The sequence below is a fragment of the Tropicibacter sp. S64 genome (assembly GCF_049803835.1).
Lineage (GTDB): Bacteria > Pseudomonadota > Alphaproteobacteria > Rhodobacterales > Rhodobacteraceae > Pacificoceanicola.
In genome coordinates, this window is the sequence record NZ_JBNAGK010000001.1 from 253,904 (window position 1) to 272,608 (window position 18,705).

Below are 18,705 nucleotides of genomic sequence, written 5' to 3' on the forward strand. Positions count from 1 at the left end.
GTCAAGGTATCGTAGCCCGCCCGAGCGATTGTGTCACGAGGTCGTGCGACAGCGGCATATAGTGCGCGGTGGCCGTCCACAGCAGGGCAGTCCGGACCTCGCGCCCTGGGTAGACCTGCGCCAGAGCGGCGGCGTAGGCCCCCATCTGGCGCAGCAGCCCGTCCGGGGTTTGTTCTGCCGTCGCAGGGACTTCGCGGTTGGTCTTGTAGTCGATCAGGGTGATCTCGGCGTCCGTCACGAGGAGCCGGTCGAGGATACCGTGGATGCGCCCGAGTCCGGGCAGGTCGGCGGTGATCGGCACCTCCGCGAGGCTGTCCGGGGCAAAAAGCGCAGGGTGGACTTGCAGCACGTGCAGGGTTTCAGCGAGCAGCGGCTCCGCTTCGGGCCATTGACCGCGCGACTCGAGCAGCCTGTGCCCGGAGACTTCGCGGGCATCGCCGGGCAGGGGGGCGAGCAGTTCTATCAGCTCGTGGATGAGCGTGCCGCGCGCCTTCGCCACGTCTTCCTCGTCGCCGTGATCGCCAGGCAGCGCCTTTGCGCCGCCGAGGTTCGACGGGCTTGTGGCTGCGGGCAGGGATAAAGGTTCCGGGACTGGGGTGATGAAATGAGGCGGCAGGGGCGGTAGCACCTCCGGCGTCACGGGCTTGTCCGTCAACGCCAGCCCGGTCCAGTCGCCATGGGTCAATGTCAGGCCTGGGCCGTTGCCGAGATCGCCGAAGTCGAAGATCATCTCCTCCGCGCCGCAGCCGTCCATGCCGCGCTTGACCTTGTCGTACCAGGCATCGCCCTTCTTGCCGGTCTCCCCGGCGGCGGCGACGATCAGCCATTTCTCGGCGCGGGTCAGGCCGACGTAGAGCAGACGGTCGCGCTCCTGCGCTTCCTTCTCCTTCGCGGCCTCGATGGCGGCGACATGGCGCGGGGGCAGGCTGTCGCCGGTCTGCTTCCACAGAAGGCCGCTTTCGTCGCGCAGGAGGGTTGCTCGCAAACGGTCCTGCCGTTCGGCGCAGTCCGGCATGATGACGATGGGGGCTTCGAGACCTTTCGAGCCATGCACGGTCATCACGCGGAGCGTCTGGCCCGCGCCTTCAGCCGCGCGCTTGATCTCGAGGTTGTCGCTCTGCGCCCATTCGATGAAGCCGGTGAGCGAGGGAATGTCCGTGCGCTCGTAGCTCAGGGCCTGCGCCAGCAGCGCATTCACCCCGTCCTCGGCTTCCTCGCCAAGCCGCCCGATGAGCAGGCGGCGGCCCCTGTGGCGGGTCAGGATGCGCTCGATCAGGTCATAAGGACGCAGGAAGTCGGTCTTGCCGCGCAGATCGTCGATGATCGCCATTTCGGCGGCGAAGGCACCGCGCTTCTCGCGCAGGGCTTCCCATAGATAGGCCTTCTCCTTGCGGCGGTGCGCGAGGTCGAAGAGCCGTTGCTCACTTACGCCAAACAGCGGCGAGCGCAGGGCGGTGGCCAGCGCGAGGTCGTCTTCCGGCGTCGCAAGAAAGCGCAGCAGGGCCATGATGTCCTTGACCGCGAGTTCCGCCATGACCTTGAGCCGGTCAGCCCCGGCAATCGGCAGGCCCGCCTGCTTTGCGGCGCGGATGATCTCCGCAAACAGCCGCGAGCGGGAGCGCACGAGGATGAGGAAGTCACCGGCGTGCACGGGTCGGGCCTCAAAGTCGCCCGAGAAACCCTTCTCCACCGGCAGGGGCGTCTTCGCGTCGATGGTCTGCTTGATGAAGCGGGCGATGCGCTGGGCGAGCTTCACCGTCTGGTGCTGCGCCCCGACGCGATCCACCGGCTCGAACCACTCGCCGTCCTTCTCTTCCTCCACCTTCTCGACCACCGGCCAAAGGTCGACCCGCCCGGGCATGCGCTCCTTGAAGGCGATGTGCTTCTGATCGGGGGTAAAGCCGGAGGCTTCGGCGGTGTCGAAGGTCATGTCCACCAGCCGCAGGATCGGCGTGGCGGAGCGGAAGCTGTGTTCGAGCTCCATGGCGCTCAGCGGCGCGTCCGTTTCCAGCAGGCGTTCGCGGAAATCCTCGCGCATCCGGTCGAATTCCGCCGGGTCCGCGCCCTGGAAGCTGTAGATCGACTGTTTCTTGTCCCCCACGACGAAGATCGTGCGCCGAACGTCCGTTCGCGCGCCTTCCCCGGCGGTGAATTCCTGCGCGAGGCGCTCGATCACCTGCCATTGCACCGGCGAGGTGTCCTGCGCCTCGTCCACGAGGATATGGTCGATGCCGCCATCGAGCTTGAAGAGTACCCAGGCGGCAACCTTCGGATCGTTGAGCAGGTCGCGGGCGCGGGTGATGAGATCGTCGAAGTCGAGCCAGCCTCGCAGCTGCTTTGCCCGTTCGTAGGCCGGGACGAAATAGCGGGCAAAGTCATGCAGGGCGATGTCGCGCTCTGCGGCACGCAAGGCCAGACGGCGCTGCCGGGCTTCTTCGACCCGTGCGAGCAACTGCTCCATCTTCTCCACAAGCGCCGGAGCGGACTCGCGGACCTTCTTGACGAAAAGCCGCTTGTTCACCGTCCCGGCCTGCGTCAGTGCGGCGTTCTCGATCAGCGCCAAGCCTTGCGCGTCCGGCGCTTTCCACAGTTTCAGGGCATCCGCGAGCTTCTGGCCGTTCGCGCCGCTGCCATCGAGCGTCGGCAGGAAGGCGTCGAAGAGGGACTTCTCGTCGCCAAGGAAGACCTCCTTGCAGACGCCGTCTTCACTGAAGCCTTCGGGCAGGTCGTAGGCGGCGAAGATGTCGGCATTCGTCGGGCCGGGCGTGAAGGCGTCGCGGTTCGAGGTCAGGCCCGCCAGCAAAGCGCCGGTGTCATCGCCCGAAATATGCGGGGCAAGGGCCATCACGAGCGGCGCCTGCGGCCCTTCGACCATCTGATCGAGGATCTCCGCGCGGAGCATTTCCGCCGCGCGATCCTCCATTTCCTTGAACTGCGGGCTGACACGGGCTTCGAGCGGGAAGCGGCGCAGCAGCGAGGAGCAGAAGGAGTGAATCGTCTGGATGCGCAGCCCGCCCGGCGTCTCGATGGCGCGGGCAAAGAGCGTGCGCGCCTCGCGCAGAAAGTCGTCGTCGAGCGCGGTCTCGACGCCCAGGGTCCGCAGTTCGGCGCGCAACGCATCGCTGGACAGCATCGCCCATTGACCCAGCCGCTTGAACAGGCGGTTCTGCATCTCGGAAGCGGCCGCCTTCGTGTAGGTCAGGCAGAGGATATGCTCGGGCAGGACCCCTTCGAGCAGCAGCCGCGCCACGCGGTCCGTGAGCACGCGCGTCTTGCCCGACCCGGCGTTGGCGGCAAGCCATGTGGAGTTCCCGGGTGCGGCGGCATCGACCTGCCGCTGGGTGGCAAGGTCGCGGATCATTCCAGCACCTCCCGGAAAGGCTCGTCCGTCACGTCCCATTCGCCAAGGCGCGAGAGGTGATCGTATTCGGCAAAGTCATTGTCGGACATCAGCGCCCGCCGCGCGGTAAAGCCGCGATCCGGGGCGAGGTAGGCGCTGACGAGCAGGGTCAACTCCTCCCAGACCTGCATGGGCGGGCAATCCTCCAGCGGCGCGGGCACTTCCTTCGGCTCTCCGGGTTTCAGGGAAATGAACAGCGCCCGCTCGACGTGGTTCGGCATCAGGTTCGGGAAGGCACCTTTCAGGGCCATCGCCGCTTCGAGCAGCAGTTGCTTGTCGAAATGCCGCTGCTGGTCTTCGGTCGGGGCCTTGCCGGTCTTGTAGTCGTAGATATGCGCGCCGCCGCGTTCGTCGATGTCGATGCGGTCGGCCTGCCCCTTGAGGGTGAAGCCGAGCGAGGGAATGTCGACGCGGCCGCTGACCTCGAAATGCGCGGGGCGGGCTTTGGTCTGCCGTTCGGCTTCGGTTTCCGAGAACCACCCTGCCACCTGCCGCAGCTTGTCCTGCCAAAGCACGCGCATCATCGGGAAGGGCACGAGATCGGGATCGCCGAGGAGCTGTTCAGCATGCTTGCGCAGGGTCGCAGGCGTGATGAGGGTGGGATCGTCCCGGGTTTCCTTGACGAAGTTTTCCAGCACCTTGTGCACCAGCACCCCGCGCAGCAGCGCATCGGGCGCCTGCATCAGCGGATCGAGCGTCTTGAGGCGCAACACGCGGCGGGCGTAGATCGCGAAGGGATCGCGCACCAGTTTCTTGATGTCCGTCACCGGCAGTTCGCGCGGCCTTGCGGAGGCGGGCGGAGCCGGGGAGGGCCGCTTGGCCCTTGGCGTCTCGATCGGCGTTTCGACAGCGCGGGCGAGGGCGAGCCAGTGCTTGCCCCTTGCCTTCATCTCCCTCAGCGCCTCAGGCCCGTCCCGCTCCGGCAGGCCGGTCATCAGGTTCATCATCCGATTGAGCCAGCGCGAGGGCACCGTTTCGGCGTCGTCGGACTTCATGGACCTTGTCAGCCAGACCTCCTTCGCGGCGGCGGCCTGCTGGAAGTCATGTGCCGAAAGCCCGACGCGCCGTTCCGGCAGGAGCAGCCCGGCTTGCGCCCTGAGCGCCCGGTTCAGCCAGGGGTCCGCCCCCGGCATCTCCGGCCAGGAGCCTTCGTTCAGCCCGGCAAGGATCAGCAGGTCCGCATCCATGACGCGGGCTTCGAGCGTGCCCCAGATCAGGATGTCCGGGTGCACCGTATCGGGATTGCGCACTTCCTCGGCGCTGACGATGGCTCCGAAGAGATCGGCATAGTCGCGAGCGCTCAGCTCCGAGCCGTATTCGGCCTCTTCGGCAAGGTTAGAGACTGTTTCGCGCAGCTTCCGCCCCGTGTCCTTCTCCCAAAGCTCCCCCGATCCCTCCGCGCCGGGACCGGCGGCGATGGCTTCGGTCAGGGCAATGTGCCGGGCAATCCACTCGGTCAGATGCAGCGTGCCGGGAACGGGCCGGTTGCAGAAGGTCAGCGCCACCCAAGCCGTCCAATCCTCGCACTTGCGTTTCACGCCAAAGGCATGGAGCCGCTCTGGCGAGGGGTAGGGCATCCCGTTGCGGCGGATGTGCAGTTCGAGATCGCGGGTATGGCGCAGGTGTTCGCCATGGCCCTCGCCAGTGTTGGTCAGCGGATGCTTGAGCAGGGTCAGCAGCGCCTCGGCGGTCAGCGCCTCCGAGTAGAGCGCCGCCACATGGCGCAGGAGCCGCCCCGGCGGGGTCAGCTGCGCGGGCGTGCCGGCGCTGTCATCGGGGACGAGATCCCACCGGTCGAGCGCCGCCGTTACCTGCCGCGTCAGCATCCGGTCCGGCGTGATGAGCGCGGCTCGGGTGCCCTGTTCGGCGGCTTCGCGCAGGCGCAGGGCGATGGCGAGCGCCTCCTCGCGGGCGCTCGGAGCTTCGATCAGGGTCACGTCCTTGCAGGCCTCGCGCAGGTCCGGCAGGGACGGCCCTTCACTCAGCCACTGGTGCGTCACCGGCGCGGGGCGCAGGGCGAGCGAGAGCAGGCGATTGCGGGCGGGGGCTGGCGGGACATCTTCTGTCCAGCGGACAACATCGTCTCTGTTCAGGCCCAACTCCGCCATCAGCCGGGCGAAGCGATACTGCGGATGATCCTCGCCCTTCATCGGCTCGCCCATCCGGTCCCAGACGCCTTTCGGCATGTCGAAATCGAACCCTGGCAGCACGACGAAACCTTGCGGCAGCCGGGCGACGGCGTTCATGAACGCGGCAGTGGTGCCGCGCGAGCCGGTGGAGCCTGCCACGACGATGGGGTGTTGCGGCGGGGTCTCCTGCCACTGAAGCAGTCTCTCTTCCAGCGCAAAACGCGCATGGGAGGCGGCATCCGGCTCCGCGTCTTCGTCGAAGAAGGGCTGCACCGCGTTGAAGAAGGTCAGCGCCCGCGCCCAGTGCCCGGACTGGTCCGTCACGTCGAGATTGGCAATCGTTTCGGGGGTCACACCCTCGGCGTGCATCTCCTCCATCACGCCCACGAGGCTGTCGGCAAGGTCATAGAGCGCCGAGCGCGGCGCGAGGTCCGGTTGGGCTTCGAGAAGGCGGGCAACGAGGCCGGTCATCTCCAGCCTGCGCCGCAGCTTCGGGATCGGCGGCGGCAATTCCGCGCGACGTAGCGGATCGGCGAGGTCCGTCACGAGGCGGATACGTGGCAGCAGCCTTGCCGGGCCTTGATCGTAGAGATCGCGGATGCGCCGGGCCATGCGGGTCGTGTTGACGTAGAGCTCGACCCGGGCGAGCGCTTCCGGCGGGCCATCCACGCGGGCGTGAAGGCCGTCGATCAGCGCCTTCGCGAAGTCGACGCCGGGGGGCAGGGCAAAGAGGCGGCTAGTCACGAAGCATGTCCTCCGCCATCACGAGTCCTTCCGGATGGCCGACATCACACCACGTGCCGGGGTAGATCAGCCCGTGCAGACGGCCCGCATCGGCCATGAGGGTCCAGAGGAGGTTCAGCGAGAAGGCCTTGTCCTCGATCGCGCCGAGACGTTCCGTCTTCACGATCTGCGCGCCGGTATAGACGACGTCTCCTGTCCGCGTCAGCTGACCGTCCGGATGAAGTGTGAAATCGCCGGGGGTCTTGCGGCCAACGGCGTTGGCGTGCGGTACACACAGCAAGAGCGCGTCCATGACGTCCGGGTTCCAGGTCTCCGCCAGCAGGTCCAACGGATTGGGTCCGCGCCAGACCGCATCGGTGTTCAACGTGAACACCGGGTCCGGGCCAAGGATCGGCAGGGCCAGGCGCAGCCCGCCGCCGGTATCGAGAATGTCGGGCTGTTCGACGCTGACGTGGATGTCGGTCCCGTGCAAATGCGCGGCGATCTGGTCTGCATGGTAGTGGGCATTGACCACGCGGGTCGGGATGCCCCGGGTCAGGGCGAGCGCATGGTCAAGCAGAGGTTTGCCCGCGACGGGGATCAGCGGTTTGGGCCTGTCCTTGGTCAACCGGCCCATGCGGGTGCCGAAGCCTGCGGCAAAAAGCATTATGGCGTCTGGCATCGGGCTCTCAGGATGTTCAGGTGAGCTTCATCCGGCGCGGGCAGCGCGGCCAGCAGGGGGCGCATCGGCGCGAGAGACGGATGCGCGAGGTCGCTTTGCAGGTGCCGCCATGTGCGCGGGATCAGGTCGATGTAATGCGGCTTGCCCCGGGTGGCGGCCAGTCGGGCAAAGACGCCGAGGATACGCAGGTTGCGCTGGGCCCCGAGGACGGCAAGCGAAGCGTGGAAGTCGTCCGGTTCCCGCGCGGTCGCGGCGAGATAGTGGCTGATGCAGGCCTTTTCGGTTCCGGGCGAGACATCGCGGCGGGCATCCTGTAACAGGGAGATCAGATCATAGGCGCGGTGGCCGACCAGCGCATCCTGGAAGTCGAGCAGACCGGCGCGGGCGGGTCCCGTCCGCCCGGGAAGATCGAGGATGTTCTCGGCATGGTAGTCGCGCAGGATCATCACGCCTTCGGGCCGGGCGTGGAGGTCCAGTAGACCCTGAAAGGTGGCGATGGCTTCCGCCTTGCCTGCTGCGCCGGGGGCGTAGAAGTCGAAGGCGAGATCGACCATCTGCGCCAGACGTTCCGGCGTGGCAACCGGCAACCCTTTGGGCGCGGGGTGCCGGTGCAGGGCAATCAGGGCGTCAGTTGCGGTGAGATAGAGCCGCTTTTCGGTCTCGTGGTCCGTGGCAAGGCGGGCGATCAGCCCGTCGCCCAGGTCTTCGAGCAGAAGCAGACCATGCGCTGTGTCTTCCGCAAGGATGCGCGGCGCACTGAGGCCGATGGATGTGAGATGCCGGGCAAGGGTGGCAAAGAGGTCGACGTCGCCTTCGGGGTCCTCCATCAGGATGGCGGTCTCGCGCCCCCGGGTCAGGCGGGTATAGCGGCGGGCGGAGGCGTCCCCGGCAAGCGGCGTGTGTGCCGCGCGTGCCCAACCGGCCTCGTCAAGAAACGCTGTCATGCCATCAATCCGGCAATCAGGGTCGACCAACGGGCATCGGTCCACGCGATGGTCAACAGCCGGGCGTCCTCATCAGGCCCGTCGCGGAAGGCAAGGTTCAGGGCGTTCACGGGCGCGAGGTCTTCGAGCTTGTCCGGCCATTCGACCAGGCAGATCGCCTCGTCGAAAGCCTCGGGAAGGCCAAGTTCCACAACGTCGTCCGGTCCGGACAGCCGATACAGGTCGCTGTGCCAGAGCGCGCCGGCCTTTGTGTCATAGACCTGTACCAGCGTGAAAGTCGGTGAGGGGACATCCTCCGGTTCGATCAGGAGCGACTGGATCAGACAGCGGGCAAAGTGGGTCTTGCCCGCGCCGATGCCACCCGACAGCAACAGGGTGTCTCCAGCGCGTAGCGCGGCACCCAGACGCCTCGCAAGGGCGCAGGTCTGGTCCGGGTTCGCGAGGGGAAAGGTCTGCTGCTTTGCGCTCATGGCGCCAAGATACGCACCCGCCGCGGGGCTGCAAGCAGGTTCGGCGCTCCGGCTCAGCCGTTCACGGCGCGGGACTGCGCTGACCCGCCGATGGACCGGGTGCGTCTCGGCGGCGCGAGGGAGAAGCGGACCATGGTGGCGCCGGCCGACACCGGCTCGACGCTGAACCGCATGTCGCGGCCGTCGCGCAGGCGCAGGTCACGGCTCCACGGGCTGCGGTCCTGCATGGTGGTGACGTAGTCACGCAGGCCTGGCCAGATGTCGCTCTCCTTGCAGCCCTTCTGCCAGGTGTCGGTGGCGTCGGTGATGGTTGTCTCGTTGAAGCTGCTGTCCGGGTCGCAGTCCCAGAGCTGACGATAGGCGGTGTTGCAGAACGTCAGCACGCCGAGGCGTGAAAACACGGCCACGGCCTCCGGGAAACAGTCGATCACCGATTGCGTCAGTTCCAGTTCGGAGCGGAAGCGTCGGGTGAGGGAGATTTCGGCGGAGATGTCTTCGAGCAGGAAGGCGATGGCACCATCCGGGTGCGGGCGGCCGGTGATCTTGTAGGTCAGGCCGGAGGCGAGGCTCCAGGTCTCGCAATAGCGGTCATCCCGGGCGGCGGCGACCACGTCGGTCAGTTGCTCGCGCCACGAGGCGTAGTTCTTCGGTTCCGGCATCATGCGGTTCTCGCGCATCAGGTCGAAGAAGCTGAGCATGTTGGGCCGGGCGGAGAGGAAGTCCATCGGCAGGCGCGTCAGGTCCACCAGCGCGGGATTGAACAACACCAGTCGACGTTCGCGATCGAAGACGGCAAGGCCGATGGGCAGGTGGGCGAACGTCTTGGCCAGCGTCTGGACGAAGTTGCGTTGCGCCAGTTCGGCCTCGATCAGGGTGTCGATGTCGGTGGCGAAATGCAGGACGTGGTCGTGGGTGCGGCGACTGGTGACCTCGAACCAGCGGGTCGAGCCGTCGATCTGCTCGATCTGCGTGCGGCGGCTTTCCTGCCAGGTATCGACGCTGTGCGTCACGGAGATCAGCGGCTCCGCTCCCTGATCCTGCCGCGCGACGAGATTGAGCTTGTCGAACGCCGCGTTGTTCCAGATCACCGTACCGTCCGGATCGGTCGCCCAGATCGGGTTCGGGGCGACGTTGAAAGCGGAGGTGAGCATTTCCAGCTCTTCGGATTGCACGATGTACTGATGCTGCATCGCCGGGCTGACGGGGTCGGAGCGCAGGGTCACGCGCACCAGCGAGCCTTCGGGGGCGATCAGCATTTCGGTGGCGGCGAGATCCTCCGAGACCAACACGATCTCGCGGTCCGGCAGGTCCTTTGGCAGATCGGGGAAGCGTGGCCGGAAGATACGGTAGAGATCGGCCCAGGTGAACCCGTCGTTCAGCGGTGCATGAACCACGTCGCGCACGTCCGGTGTCGTGTCCATCAACCGCCCGCTGCCATCGAAGAGAAAGACGGAGACGGGAGTCAGGGTGCTCCTGGCGGGGGACGACAGCCGACGTATGAGAATCCCGAACGCCATCCAGCCCAGAAGGAACAGCGCGACGCCGGTCAGGATTCCGATGGTCAGGGCCAGAAAATCGTTCAAGAACAAGTCTCACAGCGGTTGGGTTGGCAAGAGTCCACCTATCCGGAAAGTAGTTTACGAATTGTTAATACCCCATGCAATTCGAATGTATCACGCTTCGATTGGCCGGTTTTCCCCGAGTCCCGCCCCCGGCTGTGCCGCCTTTGCAACAATCTTGTGGCGAGGCCAGACGACCTCCACAACCGCGCCGCGCCGCTCGCCTTTGGGGTGGTCCTGGGCAAACGGATCGGAGGCATTGGCAAAGCTCAGCTCCGCGCCACTGCGTTCGAGCAGCGTCTTGGCGATGAAGAGACCGAGCCCCATGCCCTCGTACTCGGGCCTCGCCTTGCGTTCGGCCTCGCTGCGGCGGCGGCGCATGAAGGGATCCCCGATGCGCCCGAGCAGATGCTGCGGAAAGCCGCGGCCATCGTCGATGATGCGGATGGAGATGACGTCGTCGGTCCACAGCGCCTCGATCCAGACTGTGGAGGCGGCGAAGTCGACGGCATTCTGGATCAGGTTGCGCAACCCGTGGATGACTTCCGGACGGCGCAGGATCTGCGGCTGCGCATATTCGCCCCCGGGTCCGGCGCCCTCCTCCAGGACGATCTGCTTGCCGCGGTCCTGGTGCGGTTCGGCGGACTCGCGGATCACCTCGACCAGCGGCGCATACCGCATGTGCAGGTCGTCCTTCCCGGCACGGCCCATGGAGCGCAGGATGTCGCGGCAACGGTCCGCCTGCTCGCGGATCAGCAAGGCGTCCTCGCGCAGGTCCGGGCGGTCCTCGAGATCGTCGGCCAGTTCGGCGGAGGTCAACTTGATCGTCGCCAGCGGCGTGCCAAGCTCATGCGCGGCGGCGGCCACGACCCCGCCGAGGTCGTTGAGCTTCTGCGCCCGGGCCAGTGCCATCTGGGTGGCGGCGAGGGCGTCGGACATGGCGTTCATCTCACGCGTGATGCGGCGGGAGTAGACCGAGATGAACACCAGCGCGATGGTGATCGCCGTCCACTGGCCATAGACAAAAAGGTCGGGGATCCGCAGGATGAACCCCATCTCCGTCCGCAGCGGCAGGTGATAGAACACCATGCCGGAGACCAGAAGAAAGGCCGTGAGACCGAGCGTCAGGGTGGAGCGCAGTGAGAGCACCGAGGCGGACACCGTCACCGGGCCAAGCACAAGCAGCGAGAAGGGATTGTGCAACCCGCCGGTGAGGTAAAGCAGGAAGCACAGCTGCAGGAGGTCGAACATGACCATCAGGAAATTTTCGGTCTCCGACAGACGTTTGTTCTCGGGAAAGACGAAGATCGCCACGAGGTTCCCGACAACCGAAACCCCGACCGCCAGGTAACACAGCCCCAGCTCCAGCTGGAGATTGTAGAGCTTCTGCGCCACTGTGATGGCGGTCAGCTGGCCGATGATGGCGAACCAGCGCAGCAGGATCATGGTGCGCAGGCGAATCCAGTTGCTGCGCTGGTATTCGCTGGTCAGGCCGAGTTCACTATTTGCCATCTGCGCTCATTCGTCACTTGCAGGGGTTGTGGGGATTGTTACCTGTCGCAGGCATCCATGCAATGGGAGAGCCCGATATGCCGCGTCTAGCCTTGTTGTCCGCCAGTGTCGCGGTCCTCGCCCTGATGGGCGGCATCTGGTACGCCACGATGGGACCGAAGAGCGACGATCAATTCGCCGATTGCCGCGCGACGGCGATAGCCGGCGGCAACGACCAGATCGGCGGGCCGTTCGAACTGGTCAATGCGCAGGGCGAGACGGTGACGGACAAGGATGTGATCACCGAGCCGTCGCTGGTCTATTTCGGTTATACCTTCTGCCCGGACGTCTGCCCGTTTGACGCGGTGCGCAATGCCGACGCGGTCGATCTGCTGGCCGAGAAGGGCTATTCGGTGACGCCGGTCTTCATCTCCATCGACCCGGATCGGGACACGCCGGAGGTGGTCGGCGCCTTTGCCGGGAACGTGTCGGACAAGATGATCGGTCTGACCGGCAGTCCGGAGCAGGTCAAGGCAGCCAGCCAGGCCTACCGGACCTATTACAAGAAACAGGACGCCGAGGATGACTACTACCTCGTCGACCACTCGACCTTCACCTACCTCGTTCTGCCGGAACAGGGTTTCGTGGAGTATTTCCGTCGCGAAGTGACGCCGGAGCAGATGGCCGAACGCGCCGCCTGTTTCATCGACGCGTCTTGACCGGGCGCGAGGCCCCGGAGTCGGGCTGTATGTCAAGGGTTTGACCACCCTCCCTCCCCAGTCTACAACCCTTTGGAACAGGCGCACAGCGGGGAGGACGGGCAGTGTCAGACAGCAGCATCGACGAGTTGGGTGACGACCGCACATTGCTTCTCGTGGATGACGACGAGCCGTTTCTGAAACGCCTGGCCAAGGCCATGGAAAAGCGTGGGTTCGAGGTGGAAACCGCCGGGTCCGTCGCTGCGGGCCGCGCCATCGCGACCGCCCGTCCGCCGGCTTATGCGGTGGTCGATCTGCGGCTCGAAGACGGCAACGGGCTCGACGTGGTCGAGGTGCTGCGCGAGAAGCGGCCTGACAGCCGGATCGTCGTCCTGACCGGATATGGTGCGATTGCCACCGCCGTGGCGGCGGTGAAAATCGGCGCGACCGATTACCTGTCGAAGCCCGCTGACGCCACCGACATCACCAATGCGCTGCTGTCGAAGGGTGACGAACTGCCGCCGCCGCCGGAGAACCCGATGAGTGCGGATCGTGTGCGCTGGGAACATATCCAGCGGGTGTACGAACTGTGCGACCGCAACGTGTCCGAAACCGCGCGGCGGCTGAACATGCACCGCCGGACCTTGCAGCGGATTCTGGCGAAGCGCTCGCCGCGCTAGGGTCAGCCGATATCGAGGCGGTCCACGGTGATACTGATGCTCCTTTCCAGGTCCGCAAGACGTGTGACGTACCACGAATAGTCTTCGCCGGAGTCGCGCTGGGCTTTTTCCAACACGCTGCGGGTTTCCGCGGCGCGGGCCGCGCTGAGTGACAGGGTTTCGGCAATCGCGCCACGGGCCCGCACCATGTGGGTGAGCCGCGCGGCCTGATCCGTCTCCGTGTACATCCCGGTTTTGCGCCCGGCCTGCAGCATGGCCATCTCCTCGCCCTGCTCGCGCAGCATGGTGTTTATGTCCTGATCGAGCGCGGCAAGGTCTTCGAGCGCTTGCGAAATGGCGGGCGCGAGGGCGTTGCGGTCGAAGGGTTGGCTGCCCCCCGTCAGGTCGCGCAGCGCGCCGAGCGTGCGGCCCATGAGGTCGCGTTCGGAGCACAGGGCCATGCCTGGATCGGAGAGGTTCCCGGCGCAGGCACCCGCAGGAGCCGAGGCGTTCCGGAGGATGGCGCGGATGCTGTCCTCCAAAGCGATTGCGGTGTTGGTCACGGCGCGTTCGCGGGGCGAGGTCAGGGCCACGGGCTCGACGAGGAAGGGGGTGTCATTGCGGGAGGCTTCGGGGACGCCCGCAGTCTGGCTGCACGCCGATAAGGAAACAATCGCCATCCCGAGCAGGCAAACCTTTCGCAAGCTCATTCCTGACCTCCTGACTTCGCGACAATGTCGGGAGGGCTAAGATTGGAATGCGGCAAGAATGCGGCGGATTGTTTCCGCATCTGCGTCAATGCCGGGACTGTTGCCCGGGGCGCACGTTCAGAGCGGGTGGCGCTTGACGATGCGGTCGACCATCGTGCCATCGGGGCGCATATGATCTTCGGGAATGACGTGGTCGTCCTCGAAACCGAGGCGGCTGTAGAAGGCGAGCCCGCCGGTATTGTCCGAGGTGATCCGCGCCAGGATCGCCACGCCCCCGAGTTTCCGGCAATCGGCCAGGGTCTTGTCGAAGAGAGCGTATCCGGCGCCTTTCACCGGATTCTCCCGGTCGGTGAAGCTCGCGATGCTGTAGAGACCGTTCCCGATATCGAACGCCACCTGGAAGCCGACGATCCGGCCCTGATGCAGAACCACGTTACTGACAGGTGGTGTCAGCCGGTAGTCGCGGTCGAAACCCTCAAGGGTGAACGGCTCTTCATAGGCGGTGGTGCCGCCCAAGCCGATGATGTGGTTGAGGATGTGAACGCAGGCCGGGACATCCCCGGCCTGCATGTCGCGGGTTTCCAGCATGTCAGAGCGCTTTCATCAGGTCGAGGTGCCGCCGGGTGAAGTCCAGCCGGACCTGCACCGGGGGGCGCAGCAGGATCGACAGATCGGCAATCATGTCGAGGTCGGGTGCGCCGAAGAACTTGTCCGCCTCTGCGCGGGAGAACCCGGCGATCTGCGTCGCTTCCATCCAGGCGCTGATGCGGTCGGCCTTCTTGATCTGTTTCTTGAGCCGCGCCGGGGTCACGGCGGGCAGGCCGAAACGGATGTGGATGGCGGCGGTCAGGCGCTTGTCCAGCGTCTCGTAATCGGGACCGACGGCGGCCTTGACCGGGGAGATCATGTCGCCGATCACATATTCCGGCGCATCGTGCAGCAGCGCCGTCAGGCGTTCGGCCGGTGTGGCCTTCGGGCAGAGCCGCCCGAACAACTCCTCGACGAGCAGCGAATGCTCCGCGACGGAATAGGCATAGTCCCCCTTCGTCTGCCCGTTCCAGCGCGCCACGAAGGCGAGACCATGGGCGATGTCCTCGATTTCGATGTCGACCGGCGTGGGATCGAGCAGGTCGAGCCTGCGGCCGGAGAGCATGCGCTGCCATGCGCGGGGTTGTCGTGCCATCACTTGCCTCGGTCTATCGTGCTTGTGCGAGGTAGAAGCCGTTCCGCTCCATCCCGCCGCAGAACCCATAGCCAAGGTCGGGGAAGTGCTCACCCAGGAATTCGGCATACATTGCCTGCTGCCAGGGGCGTTCCGCTTCCAGAACGATCATCGGCGCGTTGTCCGAGATGATGCGGCGGGCCCCGAGCAGGGCGGATTTCTCGAACCCCTCGACGTCCAGATGCAGGATGGACACCCGGCGATGCGGCTCGACGAGGCTGTCCAGGGTCACGACCTCGACCATGACGGTTTCGTCGGTTTCCTTCTCCACGATCTTCGCGCGGGCCGCGGTGGCGCTGCCGCCCTTACGCGACAGTTGCAGGGGCAGTTGCCCGGGCGTCTCGCCCACGGCCACCGGGAAAAGGCTGACGTTGGGAAGGTTGTTGAGCGCAACCGTGCGTTCGGCGGCGGCGAAGCTGAGGGGATTCGGCTCGAAGCTGACGATGCGCGATCCGGCGGCCACGAAAGGCGACAGCGCGGGCAGGAAATCCCCGATGAAGGCACCGCCGGTGACGATGTCTCCCAGCCCCGTGCGACGCTGCATCAGGCGAAGGGTGTTCGGCTCGTAGACCTCGCCGCGGGCCAGAACCTTGGGAAGCTTGCGCTTTTCATAGGCTTTCGGCACGCAATAGAAGCCGAATTCGTTGACGCAGACCCGGTACTCGAAATCCACTGTGGCCCCCTTGCTTGCACAAGGCCATTGAGGCCGCCACACCGCTTGTTGTCAATTGGCCAGCCCTTTGCTAACCCGGCATCGTTTTAACGTGTGTCATCAGGAGCAAAACCCACCATGACCCAGGACTACGTCGTCAAAGACATTTCCCTCGCCGCGTTCGGTCGCAAGGAACTGGACATCGCCGAGACCGAAATGCCCGGGCTGATGGCTCTGCGCGCAGAATATGGCGAGGCCAAACCGCTCAAGGGTGCGCGTATCGTCGGCTCCCTGCACATGACCATCCAGACTGCCTGCCTGATCGAGACGCTCGTGGCGCTGGGCGCGGACGTGCGCTGGGCGTCGTGCAACATCTTCTCGACCCAGGACCATGCCGCGGCGGCCATCGCGGAGGCGGGGATTCCGGTGTTTGCCATCAAGGGCCAGACGCTGGAAGAGCACTGGGACTACCTCGACAAGTCCTTCATGTTCCCGGAAGGCGCGAACATGATCCTCGACGACGGCGGCGATGCGACGCTCTATGTCCTGCTCGGCGCCCGTGCCGAGGCTGGCGAGGACATCATCCCGGTGCCCCAATCCGAGGAAGAGGCTGTCATCAAGGCGCAGATCAAGAAGCGCATGGAGCTCTCCCCGGGCTGGTTCACCAAGACTCGCGACGCGATCAAGGGTGTCTCCGAGGAGACCACCACCGGCGTCCATCGTCTCTATGACCTGCACAAGAAGGGCCAGCTGCCCTTCCCGGCGATCAACGTGAACGACTCCGTCACCAAGTCGAAGTTCGACAACAAGTACGGCTGCAAGGAATCGCTCGTCGATGGCATCCGCCGCGCCACGGACGTGATGATGGCCGGCAAGGTCGCCGTGGTTTGTGGCTATGGTGACGTGGGCAAGGGCTCCGCCGCTTCGCTGCGCGGCGCCGGTGCGCGGGTGAAGGTGACGGAAGCGGACCCGATCTGCGCCCTGCAGGCGGCAATGGACGGCTTCGAGGTCGTGCTGCTGGAAGACGTGGTCGCGGATGCGGACATCTTCATCACCACCACCGGCAACAAGGACGTGATCCGCATCGAGCACATGCGCGAGATGAAGGACATGGCGATCGTCGGCAACATCGGCCACTTCGACAACGAGATCCAGGTGGCCAGCCTGCGGAACCACAAGTGGACCAACATCAAGGACCAGGTGGACATGATCGAGATGCCCTCGGGCAGCCGTCTGATCCTGCTCTCCGAAGGCCGTCTGCTGAACCTCGGCAACGCCACCGGTCACCCGTCCTTCGTGATGTCTGCGTCTTTCACCAACCAGGTGCTGGCGCAGATGGAACTGTGGAACAACGGCCAGAACTACGAGAATGGCGTGTACATTCTGCCCAAGCACCTCGACGAAAAGGTCGCGCGTCTGCACCTCGGCCGGATCGGCGTCAAGCTGACGACGCTGACGGCGGAGCAGGCGGCCTATATCGGCGTGACGCCGGAAGGCCCGTTCAAGCCGGAACACTACCGCTACTGATCACGAGCGGGTGCGGGGCGCAGCCCCGCCCTACGGGATGTCGGGACACCGCGCAGGCCAGATGGCCTGCGCGGTTTCTCATTTTTGAAGACAGGGGAAATTCTCCGAGCGTCCTGGGCGTTGAAAAACAACAACGGCGGTGTGAATGTGTGGGTGTCGCTCGCACCCGCCACGGTGCCGGTGCCGGCGTCCTTGCTGCTGCTTGGCTCGGCTCTGGCCGGTCTGTCCGGTGTGCGGCGGCGGCAAAAGACTGCATAAGGAGCGCCCATGCGCATCATCATTCTTGGAGCGGGCGCCATTGGCGGTACGCTTGCCTTCGAACTTGTCCGCTCGGGTGCGGAGGTTGTCGCCATCGCGCGTGGCGCGCAACTGGAGGCAATGCGGACCGGCGGGCTGAGGCTGCAAGCGCCGGGGGTGGACGAAACGATACGGATTCCGGTGGTGGCGCATCCGGCCGAAATCGAGTTCCGTGCGGACGACGTGATCCTTCTGTGCACCAAGACCCAGCACACCGTTGCAGCACTCGAAGACCTCGCTGCGGCAGGGGTGACAGAGCAGCCGATCTTCTGCCTGCAGAACGGCGTGACCAACGAACGCATGGCGCTGCGCCGGTTTCCGAATGTGCACGGCGTCCTGGTCATGCTTCCGGCTGCGTTGGTGGAACCGGGGCACGTGGCGGTCTTCGCCAAGCCAAAGCTCGGCATCCTCGACATCGGGCGGTATCCGGACGGCGTGGACGCGGCAGACGAGGCGCTGGTGCAGGCTCTGTCGAACACGCGCATCGCGGCTTTTGCCGATCCGGAGGTCATGGCGGGGAAGTACGGCAAACTGCTGGTCAATCTGAACAACATCCTGGAGGCGATTCTCGGTCGTGGCGTGGAGGTTCCGCAGATCAAGAAGGCCCTGATCTCGGAGGCCGAGGCGGCACTGACCGCCGCCGGCCTCTCGTGGCGCAAGGCGGATTCCAGCGATCCGCGCCGGGCCGAGTTCCTCAACATGAGCGATATCGACGGTGTCGCGCGGATCGGCGGCTCTACCACGCAAAGCCTCTTGCGCGGGGCCGGATCGGTGGAGACGGACTACCTCAATGGCGAGATCGTTCTGATGGGGCGGCTGCACGGCGTAACCACGCCGGTCAACGCAGGATTGTGTGCCATTGCCGGAGACCTGGCGCGCGCGGGGGTCAGGCCAGGCTCCCTTGATGGAGGCGCGCTGGCGCGCAGATTGGGCCTCTGAGGGCCTGCTTTTGTGCGCAAGTGAGCCGCAAGGCGGGAATTTCCCCTAGATTTGTGAGGCCCGCTTGTCCAAGGTGCGCTGGGATAAAAGCCTTTGGCAAAACTCAAGGGAGAGTGGACAGATGGGTAAACGCGACGATTTGATCGAAAAATACGCTGACGATCTGAAAAGCAAATGCGGCATGGAGCCGGACATGGACCTGCTGCGCAAGGTCACGATCGGGTGCGGCCCGTCGATCTATGACGCGGATGCCTCGACCGTGGCGTCGAGCCAGGACGGCGAGCTGGAGACCGTCAAGAACAACTTCCTGATCAAGAAACTCGGTTTGAGCGATGGTCCGGAACTGATGGACGCGATCCATTCCGTGATCGAAACGTATGGCAAGTCGGAACGCAACAAGTACCGCGCTGTGGTCTACTACATGCTGACCAAGCATTTCGGCAAGGAAGCCGTCTACGGCTGATCCGCGTCGCGAGCGGACAAGGGCCTTCGCACCGGCGGGGGCCCTTTTGATTCAAGGCGTCGAAAATTGCGTTTACTTGCCGTTTGCCAGGTTGGCAGGGGACAGGGTAAGACTGGTCGAAACAGGCCAGAAGGCCGGAC

At 65.3% G+C, this 18,705-nt stretch carries 17 protein-coding genes; 6 read left to right on the forward strand and 11 right to left on the reverse strand.

Annotation, left to right across the window (positions count from 1 at the left end; genetic code table 11):
* Position 1: 1 nt before the first annotated feature.
* From addA to regB, 7 genes are all read right to left on the reverse strand, one after another.
* Entirely contained in the window at positions 2–3,361 is a 3,360-nt protein-coding gene (gene addA / locus ACP159_RS01320; RefSeq protein ID WP_425097807.1) for a double-strand break repair helicase AddA, read from the reverse strand.
* Entirely contained in the window at positions 3,358–6,273 is a 2,916-nt protein-coding gene (gene addB / locus ACP159_RS01325) for a double-strand break repair protein AddB (RefSeq protein WP_425097808.1), read from the reverse strand. The genes addA and addB overlap by 4 nt, the downstream gene beginning before the upstream one ends.
* Entirely contained in the window at positions 6,266–6,934 is a 669-nt protein-coding gene (locus ACP159_RS01330; RefSeq protein ID WP_425097809.1) for a nucleotidyltransferase family protein, read from the reverse strand. Before ACP159_RS01330 ends, addB begins: the two co-directional genes overlap by 8 nt.
* Entirely contained in the window at positions 6,919–7,878 is a 960-nt protein-coding gene (locus ACP159_RS01335; RefSeq protein WP_425097810.1) for an aminoglycoside phosphotransferase family protein, read from the reverse strand. Before ACP159_RS01335 ends, ACP159_RS01330 begins: the two co-directional genes overlap by 16 nt.
* Positions 7,875–8,348, reverse strand: a complete 474-nt coding sequence (gene tsaE, locus ACP159_RS01340; RefSeq protein WP_425097811.1) for a tRNA (adenosine(37)-N6)-threonylcarbamoyltransferase complex ATPase subunit type 1 TsaE — start codon at positions 8,346–8,348, stop codon at positions 7,875–7,877. Before tsaE ends, ACP159_RS01335 begins: the two co-directional genes overlap by 4 nt.
* Before the next feature lie 53 nt (positions 8,349–8,401).
* Complete coding sequence (locus ACP159_RS01345) at positions 8,402–9,931, reverse strand: PAS-domain containing protein (RefSeq protein WP_425097812.1); 1,530 nt, start codon at positions 9,929–9,931, stop codon at positions 8,402–8,404.
* 90 nt (positions 9,932–10,021) lie between these two features.
* Entirely contained in the window at positions 10,022–11,419 is a 1,398-nt protein-coding gene (gene regB, locus ACP159_RS01350) for a sensor histidine kinase RegB (RefSeq protein WP_425097813.1), read from the reverse strand.
* A gap of 77 nt (positions 11,420–11,496) precedes the next feature.
* Between regB and ACP159_RS01355 the strand changes: the two genes are divergently transcribed.
* Both ACP159_RS01355 and ACP159_RS01360 read left to right on the forward strand, forming a co-directional pair.
* A complete protein-coding gene (locus ACP159_RS01355; protein ID WP_425097814.1) occupies positions 11,497–12,117 on the forward strand; it encodes an SCO family protein in 621 nt (206 codons plus the stop codon).
* A gap of 104 nt (positions 12,118–12,221) precedes the next feature.
* On the forward strand, positions 12,222–12,776 hold the full coding sequence (locus ACP159_RS01360) for an ActR/PrrA/RegA family redox response regulator transcription factor (protein WP_425097815.1): 555 nt from the start codon (positions 12,222–12,224) through the stop codon (positions 12,774–12,776).
* Positions 12,777–12,778: 2 nt separating this feature from the next.
* Here the strand turns inward: ACP159_RS01360 and ACP159_RS01365 are convergent, their stop codons facing one another.
* From ACP159_RS01365 to ACP159_RS01380, 4 genes are all read right to left on the reverse strand, one after another.
* A complete protein-coding gene (locus ACP159_RS01365) occupies positions 12,779–13,465 on the reverse strand; it encodes a hypothetical protein (RefSeq protein ID WP_425097816.1) in 687 nt (228 codons plus the stop codon).
* 117 nt (positions 13,466–13,582) lie between these two features.
* Positions 13,583–14,053, reverse strand: a complete 471-nt coding sequence (locus ACP159_RS01370; protein WP_425097817.1) for an N-acetyltransferase family protein — start codon at positions 14,051–14,053, stop codon at positions 13,583–13,585.
* 1 nt (position 14,054) lies between these two features.
* The gene (locus ACP159_RS01375) at positions 14,055–14,648 is read right to left on the reverse strand and encodes a hypothetical protein (RefSeq protein ID WP_425097818.1); all 594 of its coding nucleotides are present in this window, start codon (positions 14,646–14,648) and stop codon (positions 14,055–14,057) included.
* Between the two features lie 13 nt (positions 14,649–14,661).
* On the reverse strand, positions 14,662–15,360 hold the full coding sequence (locus ACP159_RS01380) for an FkbM family methyltransferase (protein WP_425097819.1): 699 nt from the start codon (positions 15,358–15,360) through the stop codon (positions 14,662–14,664).
* 117 nt (positions 15,361–15,477) lie between these two features.
* On the opposite strand from ACP159_RS01380, the gene ahcY reads away from it, so the two are divergent.
* The 4 genes from ahcY to ACP159_RS01400 all read left to right on the forward strand — a co-directional run bounded on the left by ahcY (position 15,478) and on the right by ACP159_RS01400 (position 18,565).
* On the forward strand, positions 15,478–16,866 hold the full coding sequence (ahcY, locus tag ACP159_RS01385; protein WP_425097820.1) for an adenosylhomocysteinase: 1,389 nt from the start codon (positions 15,478–15,480) through the stop codon (positions 16,864–16,866).
* A 153-nt stretch (positions 16,867–17,019) separates the two neighbouring features.
* Complete coding sequence (locus ACP159_RS01390; protein WP_425097821.1) at positions 17,020–17,124, forward strand: VPLPA-CTERM sorting domain-containing protein; 105 nt, start codon at positions 17,020–17,022, stop codon at positions 17,122–17,124.
* A gap of 9 nt (positions 17,125–17,133) precedes the next feature.
* Positions 17,134–18,102: a ketopantoate reductase family protein gene (locus ACP159_RS01395; RefSeq protein ID WP_425097822.1), complete on the forward strand. Its 969-nt coding sequence runs from the start codon at positions 17,134–17,136 to the stop codon at positions 18,100–18,102.
* A 121-nt stretch (positions 18,103–18,223) separates the two neighbouring features.
* Positions 18,224–18,565: a DUF2853 family protein gene (locus ACP159_RS01400; protein WP_425097823.1), complete on the forward strand. Its 342-nt coding sequence runs from the start codon at positions 18,224–18,226 to the stop codon at positions 18,563–18,565.
* Positions 18,566–18,705 lie beyond the last annotated feature (140 nt).